At 71.5% G+C, this 18101-nt stretch carries 13 protein-coding genes, 1 tRNA gene and 4 pseudogenes; 13 read left to right on the top strand and 5 right to left on the bottom strand.

Annotated features, from left to right (window positions below; all coding sequences use genetic code 11):
- Positions 1-3 precede the first annotated feature (3 nt).
- Entirely contained in the window at positions 4-492 is a 489-nt protein-coding gene (locus AC1HC7_RS09840; protein WP_479498978.1) for a phosphatidylglycerophosphatase A family protein, read from the bottom strand.
- The gene (locus AC1HC7_RS09835) at positions 489-1649 is read right to left on the bottom strand and encodes a bifunctional 2-C-methyl-D-erythritol 4-phosphate cytidylyltransferase/2-C-methyl-D-erythritol 2,4-cyclodiphosphate synthase (protein WP_479497594.1); all 1161 of its coding nucleotides are present in this window, start codon (positions 1647-1649) and stop codon (positions 489-491) included. The genes AC1HC7_RS09840 and AC1HC7_RS09835 overlap by 4 nt, the downstream gene beginning before the upstream one ends.
- 119 nt (positions 1650-1768) lie before the next feature.
- Between AC1HC7_RS09835 and dusB the strand changes: the two genes are divergently transcribed.
- The 13 genes and pseudogenes from dusB (at position 1769) to AC1HC7_RS09770 (ending at position 14249) form a co-directional block, all read left to right on the top strand.
- Positions 1769-2785: a tRNA dihydrouridine synthase DusB gene (gene dusB / locus AC1HC7_RS09830; protein WP_479497593.1), complete on the top strand. Its 1017-nt coding sequence runs from the start codon at positions 1769-1771 to the stop codon at positions 2783-2785.
- Complete coding sequence (locus AC1HC7_RS09825; protein WP_479498977.1) at positions 2782-3900, top strand: two-component system sensor histidine kinase NtrB; 1119 nt, start codon at positions 2782-2784, stop codon at positions 3898-3900. The genes dusB and AC1HC7_RS09825 overlap by 4 nt, the downstream gene beginning before the upstream one ends.
- On the top strand, positions 3897-5348 hold the full coding sequence (gene ntrC / locus AC1HC7_RS09820; RefSeq protein WP_479497591.1) for a nitrogen regulation protein NR(I): 1452 nt from the start codon (positions 3897-3899) through the stop codon (positions 5346-5348). Before AC1HC7_RS09825 ends, ntrC begins: the two co-directional genes overlap by 4 nt.
- Before the next feature lie 165 nt (positions 5349-5513).
- Positions 5514-7889: a sensor histidine kinase NtrY-like gene (locus AC1HC7_RS09815; RefSeq protein WP_479497590.1), complete on the top strand. Its 2376-nt coding sequence runs from the start codon at positions 5514-5516 to the stop codon at positions 7887-7889.
- Complete coding sequence (ntrX, locus tag AC1HC7_RS09810; RefSeq protein ID WP_479497589.1) at positions 7882-9291, top strand: nitrogen assimilation response regulator NtrX; 1410 nt, start codon at positions 7882-7884, stop codon at positions 9289-9291. Before AC1HC7_RS09815 ends, ntrX begins: the two co-directional genes overlap by 8 nt.
- 53 nt (positions 9292-9344) lie before the next feature.
- The gene (locus tag AC1HC7_RS09805; protein ID WP_479497588.1) at positions 9345-9923 is read left to right on the top strand and encodes a hypothetical protein; all 579 of its coding nucleotides are present in this window, start codon (positions 9345-9347) and stop codon (positions 9921-9923) included.
- 268 nt (positions 9924-10191) lie between these two features.
- The gene (locus AC1HC7_RS09800) at positions 10192-11094 is read left to right on the top strand and encodes a branched-chain amino acid ABC transporter permease (protein WP_479498976.1); all 903 of its coding nucleotides are present in this window, start codon (positions 10192-10194) and stop codon (positions 11092-11094) included.
- Positions 11087-11248, top strand: a pseudogene (locus tag AC1HC7_RS09795) (ATP-binding cassette domain-containing protein); the annotation flags it as partial. The gene AC1HC7_RS09800 and the pseudogene AC1HC7_RS09795, both read left to right, overlap by 8 nt.
- 91 nt (positions 11249-11339) lie before the next feature.
- Positions 11340-11615 (top strand): isocitrate lyase/phosphoenolpyruvate mutase family protein, encoded by a 276-nt coding sequence (locus tag AC1HC7_RS09790; RefSeq protein ID WP_479497586.1) that lies wholly within the window; start codon positions 11340-11342, stop codon positions 11613-11615.
- A 14-nt stretch (positions 11616-11629) separates the two neighbouring features.
- Positions 11630-11857 (top strand): annotated as a pseudogene (locus AC1HC7_RS09785) (isocitrate lyase/phosphoenolpyruvate mutase family protein); the annotation flags it as partial.
- Between the two features lie 198 nt (positions 11858-12055).
- Positions 12056-12702: pseudogene (locus AC1HC7_RS09780) on the top strand (hydantoinase B/oxoprolinase family protein); the annotation flags it as partial.
- A gap of 101 nt (positions 12703-12803) precedes the next feature.
- A pseudogene (locus tag AC1HC7_RS09775) lies at positions 12804-13374 on the top strand (hydantoinase/oxoprolinase family protein); the annotation flags it as partial.
- 251 nt (positions 13375-13625) lie between these two features.
- Complete coding sequence (locus AC1HC7_RS09770; protein ID WP_479497584.1) at positions 13626-14249, top strand: class I SAM-dependent methyltransferase; 624 nt, start codon at positions 13626-13628, stop codon at positions 14247-14249.
- Positions 14250-14669: 420 nt separating this feature from the next.
- Here AC1HC7_RS09770 and AC1HC7_RS09765 read toward each other — a convergent pair.
- From AC1HC7_RS09765 to AC1HC7_RS09755, 3 genes are all read right to left on the bottom strand, one after another.
- A tRNA-Ile gene (locus tag AC1HC7_RS09765) sits at positions 14670-14745 on the bottom strand.
- A 51-nt stretch (positions 14746-14796) separates the two neighbouring features.
- Complete coding sequence (locus tag AC1HC7_RS09760) at positions 14797-16566, bottom strand: sigma 54-interacting transcriptional regulator (protein WP_479497583.1); 1770 nt, start codon at positions 16564-16566, stop codon at positions 14797-14799.
- 57 nt (positions 16567-16623) lie between these two features.
- A complete protein-coding gene (locus AC1HC7_RS09755; RefSeq protein ID WP_479498975.1) occupies positions 16624-18030 on the bottom strand; it encodes a helix-turn-helix domain-containing protein in 1407 nt (468 codons plus the stop codon).
- Between the last annotated feature and the right edge of the window lie 71 nt (positions 18031-18101).

The following is an 18101-nucleotide window of genomic DNA, read 5'->3' as shown; positions in this document are numbered from 1 at the left end:
CGTTCACGACAGGGCTCCATGAAAGATCGCGGCGGCCAGGGTCACGATCGCCGCGGCGATTGCCCCGGCGACCAGGTCGTCGAGCATCACGCCGGCGGCGCCCGGCGCGCGCTCGGCCCAGCTGACCGGCGGCGGTTTGAGGATGTCGAACAGGCGGAACGTCAGGAAGGCGCCGACCCAGCCGGGCCAGGGGAACACCTGCGGCGCGACGCCCTGCATCCACAGCCCCAGCGACAGCGGCGCCAAGGCGATCAGCTGGCCGGCCACCTCGTCGATGATCACCTCCGACGGATCCTGCGAGGCGCTGGTTTCAAGATAGCGCGCGGCGGCGATCCAGCCGAGGACGATGACGGCCAGCGTCGCCAGCGCAAAGAGCGGGAAGCCGCCGAGGTAATGCAGCGCGTAGCCCAGCGGCAGCGCCGCCAGCGAGCCCAGCGTGCCGGGCGCCGGGCGCAGATGGCCCAGTCCGAACAGGGTGGCGAGGGATTTCATGGCGATTCCAATATGATGGCGGCGGCGGCCTGCGCGGCGATTCCTTCGCCGCGCCCGGCAAAGCCGAGGCGCTCGGTGGTGGTGGCCTTCACCGACACGCGGCCGATGTCGATTTGCAGGATGCGGGCCAGTTCGGCGCGCATGGCCGGGACATGGGGGCCGATTTTCGGCTGTTCGCAGATCAGCGTGCAGTCGACATTGGCGATGCGCCCGCCGCGCGCCGCCACCCGTTCGGCGGCCTTGGCGAGAAACAGTTCCGACGCGGCGCCTTTCCATTGCGGGTCCGAGGGCGGGAACCACTGGCCGATATCGCCCTCGGCCAGCGCCCCGAAGATCGCGTCGGTGATCGCGTGCATGCCCACATCGGCGTCGGAATGCCCCGCAAGCCCGCGATCGAAGGGCAGGGCGACGCCGCAGAGCGTCAGGTGATCCCCGGGTCCGAAGGCGTGCACGTCAAACCCAGTGCCGGTGCGTATGTCCATCTGGTCATTGGTCCTTCTTGCGGCGGCGGCGGCGCGCGAGAAATCCTCGGGCGTGGTGAGTTTCACGTTGGCCTCCTCGCCCGGGGTGAGGGTCACCGCGATCCCCGCCGCCTGCGCCACCGCCACGTCGTCGGTGAGCGCGCGCCCCGCTGCGGCGCGATGCGCCGCCAGGATCGGGGCGAGGCGAAACCCCTGCGGGGTCTGGGCGCGGGCGAGCGCGGCGCGTTCGAGGGTGGCCCCGGCAAACCCGTTTTCTGCGCGGCGGATGGTGTCGGCCACGGGCAGGACGGGGCAGGCGCCCTGGGCCCGGTCCAGCGCGGCGATCACCCCGTCGATGACCGCCCCGGACACGAAGGCGCGCGCGGCGTCATGGATCAGCACCAGATCGTCGGGCGCGGCGTCGAGCGATTCCAGCCCCAGCCGCACGCTGTCCTGACGCGTGGCCCCGCCGATCACCGGCGCCGCCAGCGACAGCCCGGCGGTCGCCGCGGCGTAGGCGGCGCGGTCGTCGCCGTGGATCACCACCCGCACCCGGTCGACGCGGGGCGCGCGCAGGAACGCGTCCAGCGTGGCGCGCAGCACCGTGCGCCCGCCCAGATCGCGGTATTGCTTGGGACCGCCCGGCCCGGCGCGCGCGCCGCGCCCCGCCGCCACGATCAGCGCATGAATGGTCAAGCCGCCCGCCTCTGCATCCGCGTTCCCTTCGACGATTGCCTGGGGATCAGGTAGCCTCGGGCCTTGCGCATCTCAAGCGTCTTGGCTACTTCGGGGCGAAATGCACAAGGATTAAGCAGATGTCGCTGCGCATTGGCGCTCATGTCCTGAATTCGCCGGTGCTGCTGGCGCCCATGGCCGGAATCACCGACCTGCCGTTTCGCCGCGTCGCGGCGCGGTTCGGCGTCGGGCTGGCGGTGTCCGAGATGGTGGCGAGCCGGGAAATGGCGACGGGGCGGGCCTCGACGCTGCTGCGCGCCGAACTGTCCGGGGACGAATTGTCCGGGGGAACGGGGCTGACATCGGTGCAGATCGCCGGGCGCGAGGCGCGCGACATGGCCGAATGCGCCCGCCGCTGCGTGGGGCGCGGCGCGCGGATCATCGACATCAACATGGGCTGCCCGGCCAAGAAGGTGACGCAGGGGGCTTCGGGGGCGGCGCTGATGCGCGACCCGGATCACGCGCTGGGGCTGATCGAGGCGGTGGTCGCGGCGGCGGACGCGCCGGTGACGCTGAAGATGCGGCTGGGCTGGGACCGCGCGACCATGACCGCGCCGCAGATCGCGCGCCGGGCCGAGGCCGCCGGGGTGGCGATGATCGTGGTGCATGGCCGCACCCGCCAGCAGTTCTATCGCGGCGCGGCGGATTGGGACGCGGTGCGCGCGGTGCGCGCGGCGGTGACCGTTCCGCTGGTGGTGAACGGCGACGTGGTGGATGCGGCGAGCGCCCGCGACGCCCTGCGCCGGTCGGGCGCCGACGGGGTGATGATCGGGCGCGGGGCGCGGGGCAGGCCCTGGCTGCCGGCGCAGATCGCCGCGGCGCTGGCCGGGCGGCCGGGCCCGGCGACGCCGACGGGCGCGGCCCGCGCGGCGCTGCTGATCGGGCAATGCGAGGACATGCTGGACCTGTATGGCCGCGACCTGGGCCTGCGCTGCGCGCGCAAGCATCTGAGCTGGCATCTGGAGCATGTGCCCGGCGCCGCGGGCCTGCGCGCGCGGCTGATGCGCATGGACGACCCGGCGCGGGTGGCGGCGACGCTGGCGGCGGAGCTGCCCGACATCGACGCCGCGGCGCAGGCGCTGGAGGCGGCGGCGTGAGCGCGCCGGTCGTCCAGCCCGCCGCCGCGCCGGCGGCGCTGAATTACGAGACCGTGTGGAACACCCTGCCCGCCGCGGCGCTGGCGCTGGGCGCGGGGGATCGCATTCTCGACGCCAACAGCGCCGCCGAGACGTTTTTCGGGCTCAGCGCCCGGGCGCTGCGCAGCCGCGCGCTGGCGGATCTGTTCGGCGCGTCGAGCCGGATCATCGACCTGGTGGGCCAGCTGCGCCGCGGCGCGGTGTCGCTGGGCGAGCACGGGCTGGAATTGACCCTGCCGGACCGGGCGCCGCGCATGGTGGACCTGCAGGCGGCGGCGATGGCGGATCGCTCCGGCGACATCCTGCTGCTGATCCGCCCGCAGTCGATCGCCGAAAAGATGGACCGCAGCCTGTCGCATCGCGCCGCGGCGCGCAGCGTCACCGGCATGTCGGCGATGCTGGCGCATGAGATCAAGAATCCCCTGGCGGGGATATCCGGCGCGGCGCAGCTGCTGAGCATGAATCTGGGGGCCGAGGACCGCGAGCTGACCGACCTGATCCGCGAGGAGGCCCAGCGCATCGTCACCCTGCTGGAGCGCGTCGACCAGTTCGGCGACACCCGCCCGGTTTCGCGCGCGCCGGTGAACATCCATGACGTGCTTGACCGGGCGCGGCGCGCCGCCGAGGCCGGGTTTGCCGGCCATGTGCGCATCAGCGCCGAATACGATCCCTCGCTGCCGCCCACCGCCGGCGACGCGGATCGGCTGATGCAGGTGTTTCTCAACCTGCTGAAGAACGCCGCCGAGGCGCTGCCGGCGCGCGGCGGGCGCATCGCGCTCAGCACCTCGTTCCGTCCGGGGATGCGCCTTGCCTCGCCTTCGGGGGCGCGCGAAAGCCTGCCCTTGCAGATCGTGATCAGCGACAACGGCCCCGGCGTGCCCGACGCCCTTCGGCGCGACATCTTCGAACCCTTCGTCACCTCCAAGGCGGCGGGGGGCGGGCTGGGGCTGGCGCTGGTGTCCAAGATCGTCGCCAGCCATGGCGGCGTGGTCGAATGCGTCGCGGGGGGCGAGGGGGCGCGGTTTCGCCTGCTGCTGCCGGTCTGGTCCGAAAAGACCGAAGGCGCGGCGTCATGAGCGGCGAAACCGTGCTGGTCGCCGATGACGACCGGTCCATCCGCACGGTGCTGGGGCAGGCGCTGACCCGGGCCGGGTTCCGGGTGCGCTCCACCGGGTCGGCCAGCACGCTGTGGCGCTGGATCGAGGCGGGGGAGGGCGACGCGGTGGTGTCCGACGTGATGATGCCCGACGGCGACGCGCTTGACCTGCTGCCGGCGATCCGCCGCAAGCGCCCGGCGCTGCCGGTGATCGTGATGAGCGCCCAGAACACGGTGATGACCGCGATCCGCGCCGCCGAGGCCGGGGCCTATGAATACCTGCCCAAGCCCTTCGACCTGCGCGAGGTCATCGACACGGTGCGCAAGTCGCTGGAGGGCGCGCGCAAATCCCCGGCCCAGCCCGAGGAGCCGTCGCGCGACGAGGGGCTGCCGATCATCGGGCGGTCGCCGGCGATGCAGGAGGTGTATCGCATCCTCGCGCGGCTGATGAACACCGATCTGACGGTGATGATCGACGGCGAAAGCGGCACCGGCAAGGAACTGGTGGCCCGCGCCCTGCATGATTTCGGCTGGCGCAAGGCCGGGCCGTTCGTGGCGGTGAACATGGCGGCGATCCCGCGCGACCTGATCGAAAGCGAATTGTTCGGGCATGAAAAGGGCGCCTTCACCGGGGCCGGCGAAAGCGTCGCGGGCCGCTTCGAGATGGCCGCCGGCGGCACGCTGTTTCTCGACGAGATCGGCGACATGCCCCCCGACGCCCAGACCCGCCTGCTGCGGGTGCTGCAGGAGGGCGAATTCACCCGCATCGGCGGGCGCCAGCCGATCAAGGCCGACGTGCGGGTGGTGGCCGCGACCCATCAGGACCTGCGCGGGCTGATCAACGAGGGCGGGTTTCGCGAGGATCTGTTCTACCGGCTCAACGTGGTGCCGATCCGCCTGCCGCCGCTGCGCGAGCGGCTGGAGGACCTGCCGGATCTGGCGCGCGCCTTCCTGCGTCGGGCGGTGGCCGAGGGATTGCCGCGCAAGAGCGTGTCGCCCGAGGCGCTCGAGGCGCTGAAGAAACAGCGCTGGCCGGGCAATGTGCGCGAACTTGAAAACCTGATGAAGCGGCTCTGCGCGCTGTGCGCCGACGACGTGATCGGGGCGGAGATGGTGGCGCGCGAGATCGCGGTGCGCCCCAGTTCCGCCGCGCCGGGTCCGGGGGCGGACATGGGCGGGTCGCTCGGGGCCGCGGTGGAGCATCATCTGAAGACGTATTTTCAACGCCATGGCGACGCGCTGCCGCCCGCCGGCCTGTATGACCGGATCCTCAAGGAGATCGAGCTGCCGCTGATCGCGCTGACGCTTTCGGCGACCCGGGGCAACCAGTTGCGGGCGGCGGATCTGCTGGGAATCAACCGCAACACCCTGCGCAAGAAAATCCGCGAGCTTGACATTCAGGTCACGCGCGGCAAGAAACTGATGTAGAGACGCAACAGTTTTGTCGCAACGGTTTTGTCTCGGGCCGGTCGCCGGATCCGGCTGCGGCCCGAGTGAAACGCCCAGAAGAAGCGCGGCCATGAATCGCCAGCCCCGGCCTGTCACACGCACCGCCCGCCCGGCCGATCGGGGCGCGGCCCCGGCGCGTCGGGCATGAGGGGCGACGCGCTGTTGGCGCTGCCCGGCGCGCTGATGCGCGGCCGCTGGTCGCGGCGCACGCGATCCGGCCTGACCATCGCGCTGGTGGCGCTGGGGCCGGTGCTGGCGATCCTCACCGCGATCACGCTCAGCCGCAACGAGACCGACCTTGCGGCGCCGCAATACCTGCGCGGGGTGTTTCTGGCCGATCTGGTCTACATCATCACCGTCGCCGGGCTGGTGGTCTGGCGCATGGCGGCGCTGGTCTCGGCGCGGCGGGCGGAATCGGCGGGGTCGCGGCTGCATCTGCGGCTGACCGGGGTGTTCACCGCGGTGGCGCTGGCGCCGACGATCCTGGTGGCGGTGTTCGCCACGCTGACGGTCAGCTACGGCATCGAGGGCTGGTTTTCCACCCAGGTGGGCAGCGTGGTGCGCAATTCGCTGGCCACGGCGCAGGCCTATGAAAACGAACACCGCCGCAAGATCAAGCGCGACATCCAGGCCATGGCGCGCGACCTCAACCGGGCCGGCGCGCGCGGGGTCAACGATTCGGCGCTGGGCGAATTGCTGCGCGCCCAGGCGCGGGTGCGCACGATCCCCAAGGCCTATGTGTTCGACGGCGCCATGGAACTGCGCGCGCGCGGCGAATTCAGCTACCTGTTCGGCTTCGACCCGCCCAGCGAGGACCAGATCGCGCGGGCGCGCAACGGCGAAACGGTGATCATCGTCGACAAGCTCAACAACGAGATCCGCGCGCTGGTCTATCTGGCGAATTTCTTCGACTACTATCTTTACGTGTCGCGGCAGGTGGACGGCAACGTGCTGTCGCTGCTGGACGAAACCCGCGAGACCGTGCAGCTTTACGAGACCCTGGAGGCGAGCCGCGACGGGGTGCTGCTGAAATTCGCGGTGCTGTATCTGGGCTTCGCCATGCTGGTGATCCTGGCCTCGATCTGGCTGGGGCTGTGGTTCGCGGAACGCCTGGCGCGCCCCATCGGGCGGCTGGCGGGGGCGGCGCAGCGGGTCGGCGGCGGCGACCTGACGGTGCGGGTGGTCGAGGAACGCGGCGACGACGAACTGGCGGTGCTGGGCCGCATGTTCAACCACATGATCGAGCGGGTGGAGGCGCAGCGCGACGCGCTGGTCGCGGTCAACGCCGAGACCGAGCGCCGCCGCCGGTTCATCGAGACCGTGCTGGCGGCGGTCAGCGCCGGGGTGATCCGGCTGAGCCCGCGCGGGCGGGTGGAATTGATGAACGAGGCGGCGGCGACGATGCTGGGGGCGACCGGGGACGCGGCGGGGCGCGACCTGGGCGACGTGGCGCCGCTGTTCGCGCCGCTGCTGGCGCAGGCGCGGGACCGGCGCGGCGGCAAGGCCCACGCCCGGGTGCACGGGGTGATCGAGGGGCGCGACCGGGATTTCCTGGCCCGGGTGTCGCGGACCGGGCAGAAGGACGAGGCCGCGGGCTACGTGCTGACCTTCGATGATCTGACCGAGCTGGTCTCGGCCCAGCGCATGGCCGCCTGGGGCGACATCGCGCGGCGCATCGCCCATGAGATCAAGAACCCGCTGACCCCGATCCAGCTGTCCGCCGAACGCCTGAAGCGCAAGTTCGGGGCCCGGTTCGAGGGCGCCGACCGCAAGCGGTTCGACCAGTATTCCGACATGATCGTGCGCCAGGCCGGAACCATCCGCCGCATGGTCGACGAATTCAGCCAGTTCGCGCGGATGCCGGCGCCGGAGCTTGGCGATCACGATCTGGGGCGCATTCTGGAGGAGGCGACGCTGCTGCAGAACGCCGGCGACGGGCCGGTGCGGTTCTCGGCCAGGGTGGTCGGCCCGGCGCGCCCGACGCGCTGCGACGCCGACCTGATGACCCAGGCGATCACCAACCTGCTGAAGAACGCCGGCGAGGCGGTGGAGGCGCGGCTGGAGGCGCAGTCGGGGCCGCAGCCAGGACCGCCGGGCGAGGTGCGCGCGGAATTGATCCATGAGGACGAATGGGACGTGATCCGGGTGACCGACAACGGCGTCGGTCTGCCCGAGGTCAACCGCGCCCGGCTGACCGAACCCTACGTGACCACGCGGGCGAAGGGCACCGGGCTCGGCCTCGCTATCGTCAAGAAGATCACCGAAGAACATGGCGGCGAGTTCGAGATCGACGACTCGCCGGACGGGCAGGGGGCGATGGCGGTGATCCGCCTGCCGATCTCGGGCCCGGCGAAGGACGTCCGGGCGCAGGGCGGACGGGCGGACCGGGCGGCGGAGCATCCCGGCGCGCCGCGGGGCGATCGGGCCTCGGGGGAGACGCCCGGCAGCGAAACCGGCCGCGAGACGCCCGGCAACGAAACGGGCCGCGAGACGCCCGGCAAGAGGACAGAGCATGGCTGACATTCTAGTGGTGGACGACGAGGCGGACATCCGCGACCTGGTCACCGACATTCTGGAGGACGAGGGCCACGGCACCCGCGAGGCCAGCGACGCCGACGGCGCGCTGGCGGCGGTGGACGCCTCGCCGCCGGACCTGATCATCCTCGACATCTGGCTGCAGGGCAGCCGCATGGACGGGATCGAGGTGCTCAAGACCGTGAAGCGCAATTCGCCCGACATCCCGGTGGTGATCATCTCGGGCCACGGCAATATCGAGATCGCGGTCGCGGCGGTGAAGCAGGGGGCGTATGATTTCATCGAAAAGCCCTTCACCATCGACCAGTTGATGATGGTGGTGACGCGGGCGCTGGAGGCCTCGCGGCTGCGCCGCGAGAACGCCGGGCTGCGCCGGCAGGACGCGCAGGCGGCCGAGATCATCGGCGTGTCGGCGGCCGTCGTCGCGCTGCGCGGCAAGCTCGACCGGGTGGCGCGCACCGGCAGCCGGGTGCTGCTGTCGGGCCCGCCGGGATCGGGCAAGGAGGTCGCCGCGCGCTACATCCACGCCAATTCCGACCGCGCCGACAAGGATTTCGTCATCGCCAACGCCGCCACCATCGAACCCGACATGATGGAGGAGATGCTGTTCGGCAAGATCCGCGACGACGGCAGCGTCGAGCCGGGGCTGTTCGAGAAGGCCCATGGCGGCACCCTGTTCATCGACGAGGTGGCGGACATGCCCATCGGCACCCAGTCCAAGATCCTGCGGGTGCTGGTGGATCAGAGCTTTGCGCGCAAGGGCGATTCCAACACCGTGCGCGTCGACGTGCGGGTGATCTCGGCGACCAATCGCGACCTGAAGCCGCTGATCGCCGCAGGAAAATTCCGCGAGGACCTGTTTCACCGGCTCGGCGTGGTGCCGCTGGAGACCCCGCCGCTGGCTGCGCGGCGCGAGGACATCCCGCTGCTCGCCGATCATTTCCTGGCCCGCCTGTCCCAGACCGAGGGCCTGCCGCTGCGGGTGCTCGGGGCCGATGCGGCGGCCTTGCTGCAGACCCAGAACTGGCCCGGCAACGTGCGCCAGCTGCGCAACATGATGGAGCAGGTGCTGATTCTCGGCGGCGCGGAGCACGAGGTGGAGCCCGACGAGCTGCCGCTTGGCGGCGGCGGCGGCGACGGCGATGGCGGCGGGCTGAACGCGGTGATGGCGACGCTGCCCCTGCGCGAGGCGCGCGAATTGTTCGAGCGCGACTACCTGATCGCCCAGATCAACCGTTTCGGCGGCAATATTTCGCGCACCGCGACCTTTGTCGGCATGGAGCGCTCCGCCCTGCACCGCAAGCTGAAATCGCTGGGCGTGGTCACCACCACGCGCGGCGGCGCGCGGGTGGCGGTGGTCAGCGAGGGCGAGCCGGCCGCGGACTGACCGGCGGGACCCGGCTTGGCGCGCCGGGCGGGCCGCTCGACGCGCAGTCGGGCGTGCCGCCTTGCCTGCAGATCGTCACCATCCTGAAAAGCCGCATCGCCGGCGGCGCGCTGCGCCCGGGCGACATTCCGGCCTTCGAGCAGGGGCTTTGCGCGGCGTTCGATGCGTCGCCCATCACCGCGCGGCGGGCGCGCCAGCTTCGCCGAGGCGCCGGAATTCGCCAGCATGCCGGCCCCGCCGGAGATCGCCGCGGCGCTGGATCCGGCCCCGGCGCCCCGGGCGCGGCCAATCCGACCGGGCCGCGCGCGGAGCGCCTGCGCCGGCTCAACGACCAGATCATGTCCCATCTGGCGATCAACGCCCCGCATGCGGTCGATGTGGCCGTGTCCGGCAAGATCGCCAGCTTCGCGGCGGACAATCTGGACGCCATCAGCAAGGCGGCGGGCTCGCCGGCGAAGACCGCGATGATCGTGCACGAGGCATCGCTGTTGGGATCGCGCGCAGCCTGCGCCAGCGGCGGGTCGAGGCGAAGGGGCTGTCCTACGCCTGCGAGGTGTTATTCGCCTGCAACGCGGCGGCGCCGCTGGCCGACGCCATGGAGCGCGCCGGGACCGCCGACAAACCGGCGGTGAACGCGGCGCCGGCGGCCTCGACCCGGGACCGGCACGCCATGCCCTGCGGGGGGCGACGAAGACGGTCAGCGGCCCGAAGGCCGGCGCGCAGCCGGAGAACGCTCAGCTGCGCAACGGCAGGTTCGAGGTGATCCTGCCGACCGAATTCGCCTCGGACAGGCCGATCTTCCCGACCCCGCTCCGATGGGCGGTCACTGGCGCCGAACGGCCTGACCGCGGGCGCGCTCCACGCGCAGGCGGCGCCGGGGCTGACGCTGATCCGCGGGGGGTGCTGCACATCATCAATTTCGCCCATGGCGCGCTGCTGATGCCGGGGCTGTATCTGGTCCGGCGGCTCAACGCCGCATGGGGGCCGCATGGGGGCCGCATGGAGGGGCGCATGAATGGCCGCACGGGGGGCCGCACGGGGCGTGGCCCCCTACGCGGCGCTGCTGATCGCGCCCCCGGCGATGTTCGCGCTGGGCTGCGCGGGACCATCGGGCGCGCCAGCCACGGGCGCGACGAGAACATCCTGCTGGTGACGCGGGTCATCTCCCGGGATTGCCGGCTCAACCTGGCGATCACCGCGCTGTATTCGGCGCAGCCGGGGCAGGCGTGGACCATTCTTGGCGGGTTCGGCGGGCAGTTTTCATTCGGGCACGCGGCGTTTTTCGAAACCGGCGCCTATGGCGTGGCGGTGCTGCAGGTGCGGTTCGGGATCAACCCGTGGCTGGGCTTCGTCCTTGCCGGAGGCTTCGCCGCCGCGGTCGCGGCCTTCGTCGGCCTCTCGCCCTTCCGCTACGGGCTGAAGGGGTCGTCTTTCGCGCTGGTGACGCTGGCCTTCGCCGAGGTGCTGCGCATCCTGTCCAATTCCGTCGACTTCACCGGGGCCGGGGTCGGCATCCTGATCCCGCTCGACCAGCGCGCGGCGAATTTCCGGTTCGCCGGCAAGGCCGGGTTGTTCTGGGTGACCTGGGCGGTGACGGTCGCGGCGTTCCTTGCCGTGGCGTGGCTGAGGAATTCGCGCCTCGGGGCGCGGCTCATGGCGGTGCGCGACAACGAGGACGCGGCCCGCGCGCTGGGCGTCGACGCGTTCCGGGTCAAGATGGGCGCGCTGCTGGTGGCGATGGTGCTGTTCATGCCGCGCGGGCTTGCGGGACTGTCCAGCCTCCGGAGGCGGCGCGATGCTTGAGATCATCGGCATCTGCAAATCCTTCGGCGGCGTGCGGGCGGCGGATGACGTCACCTTCACCGTGCCGCAGGGAAAATTCGCCTCGCTGATCGGGCCCGACGGCGCCGGCAAGACCACGCTGTTCGCGCTGAACACCGGCTTCCTGCGCCCCGACGCCGGGCGGGCGCGGTTCTGCGGCGAGGATATTTCGGGGCTGCTCCCCGAGGCGATCACGCGGCGATCACGCGGCGATCACGCGGCGCGGCATGGTGCGCACCTTCCAGATCGTCAAGCCCTTCGCCGACACGGTCGCGACGCTGCGCGAGCGCATCGACCTGCCGATCATCGTCGATGCCGACAACGGCTTTGGCAACGCGCTCAACGTCCAGCGCAGGATGCGGGGTTTCGAACGCGCCGGGGCCGGGGCGATCCAGATCGAGGACCAGACCCTGCCCAAGCGCTGCGGGCATCTCGACGGCAAGACGCTGATCCCGGCCGCCGGGATGCGCGGCAAGATCCGCGCCGCCTGCGATGCGCGCTAAACGCCGAAACGCTGGTGATCGCGCGCACCGACGCCCTCGCGGTGGAGGGTTTTGACGCGGCGCTCGATCGCGCCGAGGGCTACGCCGAGGCCGGCGCCGACATGCTGTTCGCGGAGGCGCCGCAATCGCTGGATCAGATGCGGCGCATCATGGCGCGGCAGGGGCCGCGCGCGCCGCTGATGGCCAACATGGTCGAGGGCGGCCGCACGCCGATGCTCGACGCCGCGGCGCTGGGCGCGCCTGGCTTCCGGCTGGTGATCTTTCCCGGCGGCGTGGTGCGCGCCATCGCCGCGACCGCCGCGGATTGCTGCTGCATTCTCGTCGACACCGGCAGCGAAGAGGGCTTTCGCGCCCGCATGTTCGATTTTCAGGGGCTGAACGCGGCGCTCGGGATCGACGCGCTGCTGGAACACGCGGAAAAATTTGGACGGAGACGCGCAATGAGCATCGACCCGGTGACCCTGGCGATCCTCAAGGGGCGCTTCGAACAGATCGCCGACGAGATGGACGCGACGCTGTTCCGGTCCGCCTTCAACCCGATCATCGCCGAGGCCCATGACGCCTCGCACGGCGTCTACGCCGCCGAGACCGGCGAAACGCCGGCGCGGGGAAAGTCCGGGCTGCCGATCTTCGTCGGGGTGATGGCGTTTGCGGTGAAGGCGGCGATCGACAAGGCGGCGACGCGCGACGGGGCGCATGACGGCGGTGTCTGGATCTTCAACGCCCCCTATGGCGGCGGCACGCATCTGTCGGAATTCCGCCTCGTCAAGCCGGTGTTGCGCGACGGGCGCTGTTCTGCTTTCTCGCCTCGGTGGGGCATTGGCTCGACATGGGCGGCGCGGCGCCGGGCCATTCCAACCCGGCGGCCCCCGAATGCTCTGCCCCCGAATGCTCTGCCCCCGAATGCTTTGCCCCCGAATGCTTTCAGGAAGGCATGCTGATTCCGCCGGTCAAGCTGCATGATCGCGGGGCGTTCCGCCAGGACGTGGTGGATATCCCGTCGGCCAATTCGCGCCGGCCGCTATCGCTCTGCGGCGATCTCAACGGCCAGATCAACGCGCTGTCGCTGGCCGGGCATCGCGCCGACGGGCGGCGACATGAAAGACAACGCATTGCTCATCGGCGTCGATGTGGGCGGCGCCTCCACCGATGTTTTCGCGCTGCGCGCGCGCGGGAACGGTGAGCGCCGCCAATGAACGGGTGGCGGTCGCGGCGGTGCGCAGCGTCTGGCCCAACGCCCATGTCACCGCCGCCATCGAGATCCTGCCCGAGATCCGCGAATTCGAACGCCTGTCCACCGCGGCCCTGAACGTCGATCTGCAGCCGGTGGCGTCGTCCTGTCCGGACCGGCTGGAGCGGGGGCTGGCGGCGGGCGGCTTTGGCGGCGCTGGCGCCTCGGAGCGCGATCGATTTCGGCATGGTGGTGCGCATCCCGATGATCGAGATCACCACCATCGGCGCCGGGGGCGGCTCCATCGCCTGGGTGGATCGCAGCGGCTTGCCGCAGGTGGGGCCGGAAAGCGCCGGCGCCGAGCCCGGCCCGGTCTGCCGCGGGCTGGAGCGGCTGGGGCGGCTGGACGCGGCGGCGTCCCGCGCCGCGATCCGCGCCCATGTGGGCGGGCCGCCGGGGCTTGGCGACGCCGAGGCGGCCGAGGCGATCCTGAAGCTGGCCACCGCGAAGATGGCCGGGGCGATCCGGCTGGTGTCGATCGAGAAGGGGCACGACCCGTCGCAATTCGCCGCCATGCCGTTGGGCGGCGACATGCGCGCGCTCGGCCCGGCGATGACCTGCGCTCAGGCGCGGGCCGCGATCGCCCCTGGCTGAGCCGCGCCGGCCGCCATCGGCGGGGCGGCATTTGCAATCCGCGCCGATCGGGCCCAAATGTCACCGCATGGGGCGGCGCGCGCTGGCGGCCGCGCCCATGGGTCGCGCGTTGCATTCGCCTGTCGGCGACAACCTGTGATAGCATGGCCATGGCGCGGGCAGACGAAGAAGCGGGAGATAGCGGGTTGCGATCAGGGGCGCGTCACAAGCTGGCCGACAGGCTGGAAATGAATCTCGAATTCTACAAGGGGTGGTTGGGCCGCTCCAGGACCATCGGCGCCATCGCGCCCACCAGCCGCACCATGGCGCGGATCATGGCGCGCGAGGTCCAACCCGACAGCGACCTGCCGGCGCTGGAATTCGGCCCCGGCGCGGGGGCGATCACGCGGGCGATCCTCGAAACCGGGCTGGCGCCTGAAAAGCTGGTGTCGGTGGAGTATTGCGCGCATTTTCTGCCCGGGCTGCGGCGGCGCCATCCCGGGGTGAATTTCGTCCATGGCGACGCGTTCGACATCGCCGCCATCGCGCGGGATCTGGGCATCGGGCAATTCAGCGTGATCCTCTCGGCGCTGCCGCTGCTGACATTTCCGCTGATCCAGCGGGTGCGCTTCGTGGACCGGGCGCTCGACCTGCTGGCGCCGGGGCGGCCGCTGGTGCAGTTTTCCTACGGGCTGCGCCCGCCGGCGCCCACCCGCGCCAGCCGCTACGAGGTCAGCCACATGGACACGGTGCTGCGCAACCTGCCCCCGGCGCGGATCTGGACCTATCGCCGCGCGCCGGCCTGCGAGATGGCCGCCAACCGGGCCTGAACGCCGGGCGGGTCAGCCCGCCGCGGCCCCGGGCGATCCGCCGCGCCGGGAACGGGGATTCGGGGCCGAGCGCGGCTGATGACGGCGCGGCGGCGGGATCAATCGCCTTGTCGCGCTGGCCAGGAGCGGGTTTTTCGAACCCCGCGCGCCTTCTTGACGCCGCGCGCGGGTGGTTTGGAGCCGGATCGGTTCGCGCTCGATCGCGGCTGCCGGAGCATGGCGCAGGCGGGCATGGGGTCCTCGCCGCGGCGATCGGAAAAATGCATTGGCGGCGATTGATGGGCGCCGTCCCGCCATCGCCCCGTCCCGGGTCGCGGATTCTGCGCCGAACCGGGGCCTCGCGCCATCGGGGCGGGCGCGAACGCCGACCGGGAAATTCCGACCGGCGAATCCCCAGATCCTTGAGCCAAAGCAAAAAAATGGTAGGCCCGGCAGGATTCGAACCTGCAACCAAACCGTTATGAGCGGTCTGCTCTGACCGTTGAGCTACGGGCCCGCCGCGCTGTCTTAGCGTTGCGGGCTTTGGCGGGTCAATGCGCATTGGCGCTCAGCGCCAGCTGTCGCGTTTGCGATAGAGGGTCGAGGGGCTGACCCGCAGCAGCCGCGCCGCCGAGGGCAGGCTGCCGCCGCAGGCGTCTATGGCGGCCTCGATGATCAGGCGTTCCGCCTGCAGCAGGGTCAGGCCCACCAGCTTGTCGGCGGCGGCGCGACGCGCGCGCAATTCGTTCTGCGCCGAGAGCTGGCGCTGCGCCTCGTCATCGGCCTCGTTTTCGCCAGCGCGGATCGCGGCGGGCGGCGCGCCCAGCAATCCGGGATCGAGGGCGTTGGAGGCGTCGCGGGCGTCGCGGGCGCGCGCGACCTGCGACGCGCCGCGCGGCAAGCCGGCATCGGGCGTCGCGGGCCGGGGCTGCGCGTCATGCGGCGTCGGGTCAGGATCATGCGCGCCCGAAGCCGGTGCGCTGCGCGGCGCGTCGGGGCGCGCCGACGCGCCATCGCGCGCGGCGGTCCGCGCGCCGGTCCCGTAGACGCCGCCATGGCCCATGTCGCCAGCGCCCAGGGGGCGGGCGGGCGGCGGTTCGGGGGGCGGCAGCAGCGCCATGTCGGGCAGCAGGTCGACCCCCGCCAGCCCGCCTTGCCCGAACACCGCCACATGGCGCACCGCGTTGATCAGTTCGCGCACGTTTCCCGGCCAGCGCGCGCAGGAAATGCGGGCCAGCGCCTCGGGGGCGAAGCCTGTGAAGCTCTTGCCTTCCTCCTCGCCGAAGCGGCGCAGGAACAATTCGGCCAGCAGCGCCGCGTCATTGCCGCGCGCGCGCAGCGGCGGGGCTTCGAGGGGCAGCACGTAGAGCCGGTAGAACAGATCGCGGCGCAGGCGGCCCTCGGCCATTTCCTCCTGCGGGTCGCGATTGCTGGCGCAGACGATGCGCACATCGACGGGGCGCGCGCGCGCCGCGCCCACCGGGGTGACCGCGCCGGATTCGAGAAACCGCAGCATTTTCACCTGCAGTTCCGGGGCCATTTCGCACAGTTCGTCAAGAAACAGCGTGCCGCCCTGCGCCGCGCGCACCGCGCCGACGGCGTCCGCATGGGCCCCGGTGAAGGCGCCCTTCACATGGCCGAACATCACCGATTCCAGCAGCTCGCCGGGGATCGCCCCGCAATTGATGGCGTTGAACGGACCGTCGCGCCGGGCGCTGGCGGCGTGGATCGCCTCGGCGCAGAGTTCCTTGCCGACGCCGCTTTCGCCGGTGATGAACACCGGGGCGTTGGACTGGGCCAGCTGGGTGACGCGGCGCCTGAGATTGCGCATCGCCGTGCTGGCGCCGATCAGCCGCGCGGTGGCGGGATGGGCGCCGGGTTCGGCGCCCGGGGCGTCGGGGCCGCTGCGCGCGCGCAGCGCCGCGGCGGCGGCGGCGAGCAGGCGGGTCTCGTCGATCGGGCGCACCAGAAAGTCGAATGCCCCGCGCCGGGTGGCCTCGACCGCGAGATCGATGGCGTCGGGCGCGGCCATTGCGATCCACGGCGTGCCGCCGGGGTTGTCGCGCGAGGCCAGCAGCGCCCCGAGCCCGCCTTCGCCCGGCAGCCCCAGGTCGAGCAGCAGCAGGTCGCCGCCGGTCGCGCCGCCGCCCAGCAGCGTCGCGGCCTCGGCCGGACCCTGCACCACGCGCGGCGCGTAGCCGGCGCGGGTCAGGAAGCCGGCGCACTGGCTGGCGTCGCGGCGCGAGGCGTCGGCCACGAGCACCACCGGCGCCCGTTCCGCGGGGGCGGTTCGCGGCGTCGCGCTTTTCGGCGATGCGTCCTCGGGCGTCTGTCTCACGCGGCGTCTCCAGGCCAATTCAGGCTCGGAGGCTAGGCCGACAGAACAAAAAAATGCTTAACCGCCGCCCAGACGATACGGCAGCACGTCGCGGGTGTCGTGGTCCACCACCAGATCCGCCTTCACCGGGGGCACCGCGCGCTGGTGGCAGTCGGCGCGTTCGCAGATGCGGCAGCTGATGCCGATGGGCGCATAGGCCGCCGGGTTGCCGTGGTCCAGGTCGTCGGCGTAGACCAGCTGATCGGCATAGCGGGTTTCGCAGCCCAGCCCGATGGCGTAGCGCCGCGTCGGGCGGCGAAATCCGCCGCCGGGCTTGGTCACGTCGCGCGCAAGGCAGATGTAGCGCACCCCGTCCGGGGTCTCGGCCAGCTGGCGCAGGATGGCGCCCGGGGTCTCGAAGGCCTGATGCACGTTCCACAGCGGGCAGGCGCCGCCGAAGCGGGCGAATTGCAGCCGCGTGGCCGAGTGGCGCTTGGTGATGGTCCCGGCGCGATCGACGCGCACGAAGAAGAACGGCACGCCCTTGGCGCCCGGGCGCTGCAGGGTCGAGAGCCGATGCGCCACCTGTTCCAGCGAGGCCCCGAAGCGGTCGGCGAGCATCTCGATGTCGTGGCGGGTTTCGCGCGCCGCGGCGAGGAAATCCGCGTAGGGCAGCAGCGCCGCCCCGGCGAAATAATTGGCCAGCCCGATCTTGCAGATCTCGCGCGCCTGCGCGGTCTGGAATCCGGCGAGGTCAAGCGAGGCCTCGATCAGGTCGCCATGGGCGATCAGCGCCGCCTGATGCGCCAGTTGAAACGCCTGCGAGGGCGGCGCGGCGCGCGCCGACAGGGTCAGCGTATCGCCGTCGAACCGGCGCAGCGGCGCGTCATCGGCAAAGGCGAGGCGCACGCCGTGCCTGTTCGCGAGCCAGGCCGCGCCGCTGGCGAGCTTCTCGCGCCCGGACATGCCGGCGCGGCGCGAAAAATTCTCGGCCGCGCGGTCCACCGCGTCGATGTAGTTGTTGCAATAGTGGAAGAAATCGCGGACCTCCTCCCAGGGCTGGGGGGCGAGGCCGGATTCGGCGCGCCCCAGCGCGTCGTCGAGACTGGCGAGGCGCTCGTTGGACTGGCGATAGGCGCGGTGCAGGGCGAGGAAGGCGCGGGCCAGCGCCGGGGCGTTGGTGGCGGTGAGCCTGAGATCCGCCAGCGGCGGGGCGGCGCCGGCAAACACCGGATCGGCCAGCGCCTCGCGCATGTCCACGACCATGCGCTCGGACTCCCCCACCGAAAGCCGCGACAGATCGAAGTCGAAATGTTCGGCCAGCGCCAGCACCACGGCGGCGGATACCGGGCGGTGGTTGTTTTCCATCTGGTTGAGGTAGCTCAGCGATATCCCCAGCCGCGCGGCGAAGCCGGCCTGGGTCAGGCCGTTGGCGCGGCGGGTCTCGCGCAGTTCGACCCCGGCGTAGAGTTTCTGGTTGCGCATGGGCGGTCCCGGGGCTCTTCGCAGTTTCGCAATTCGCATGGCGGAATATGCATAAGCTACGCAGCTCCGCG

It is taken from the genome of Oceanicella sp., assembly GCF_056449545.1.
This window is presented reverse-complemented; position numbering and strand designations above follow the sequence as displayed.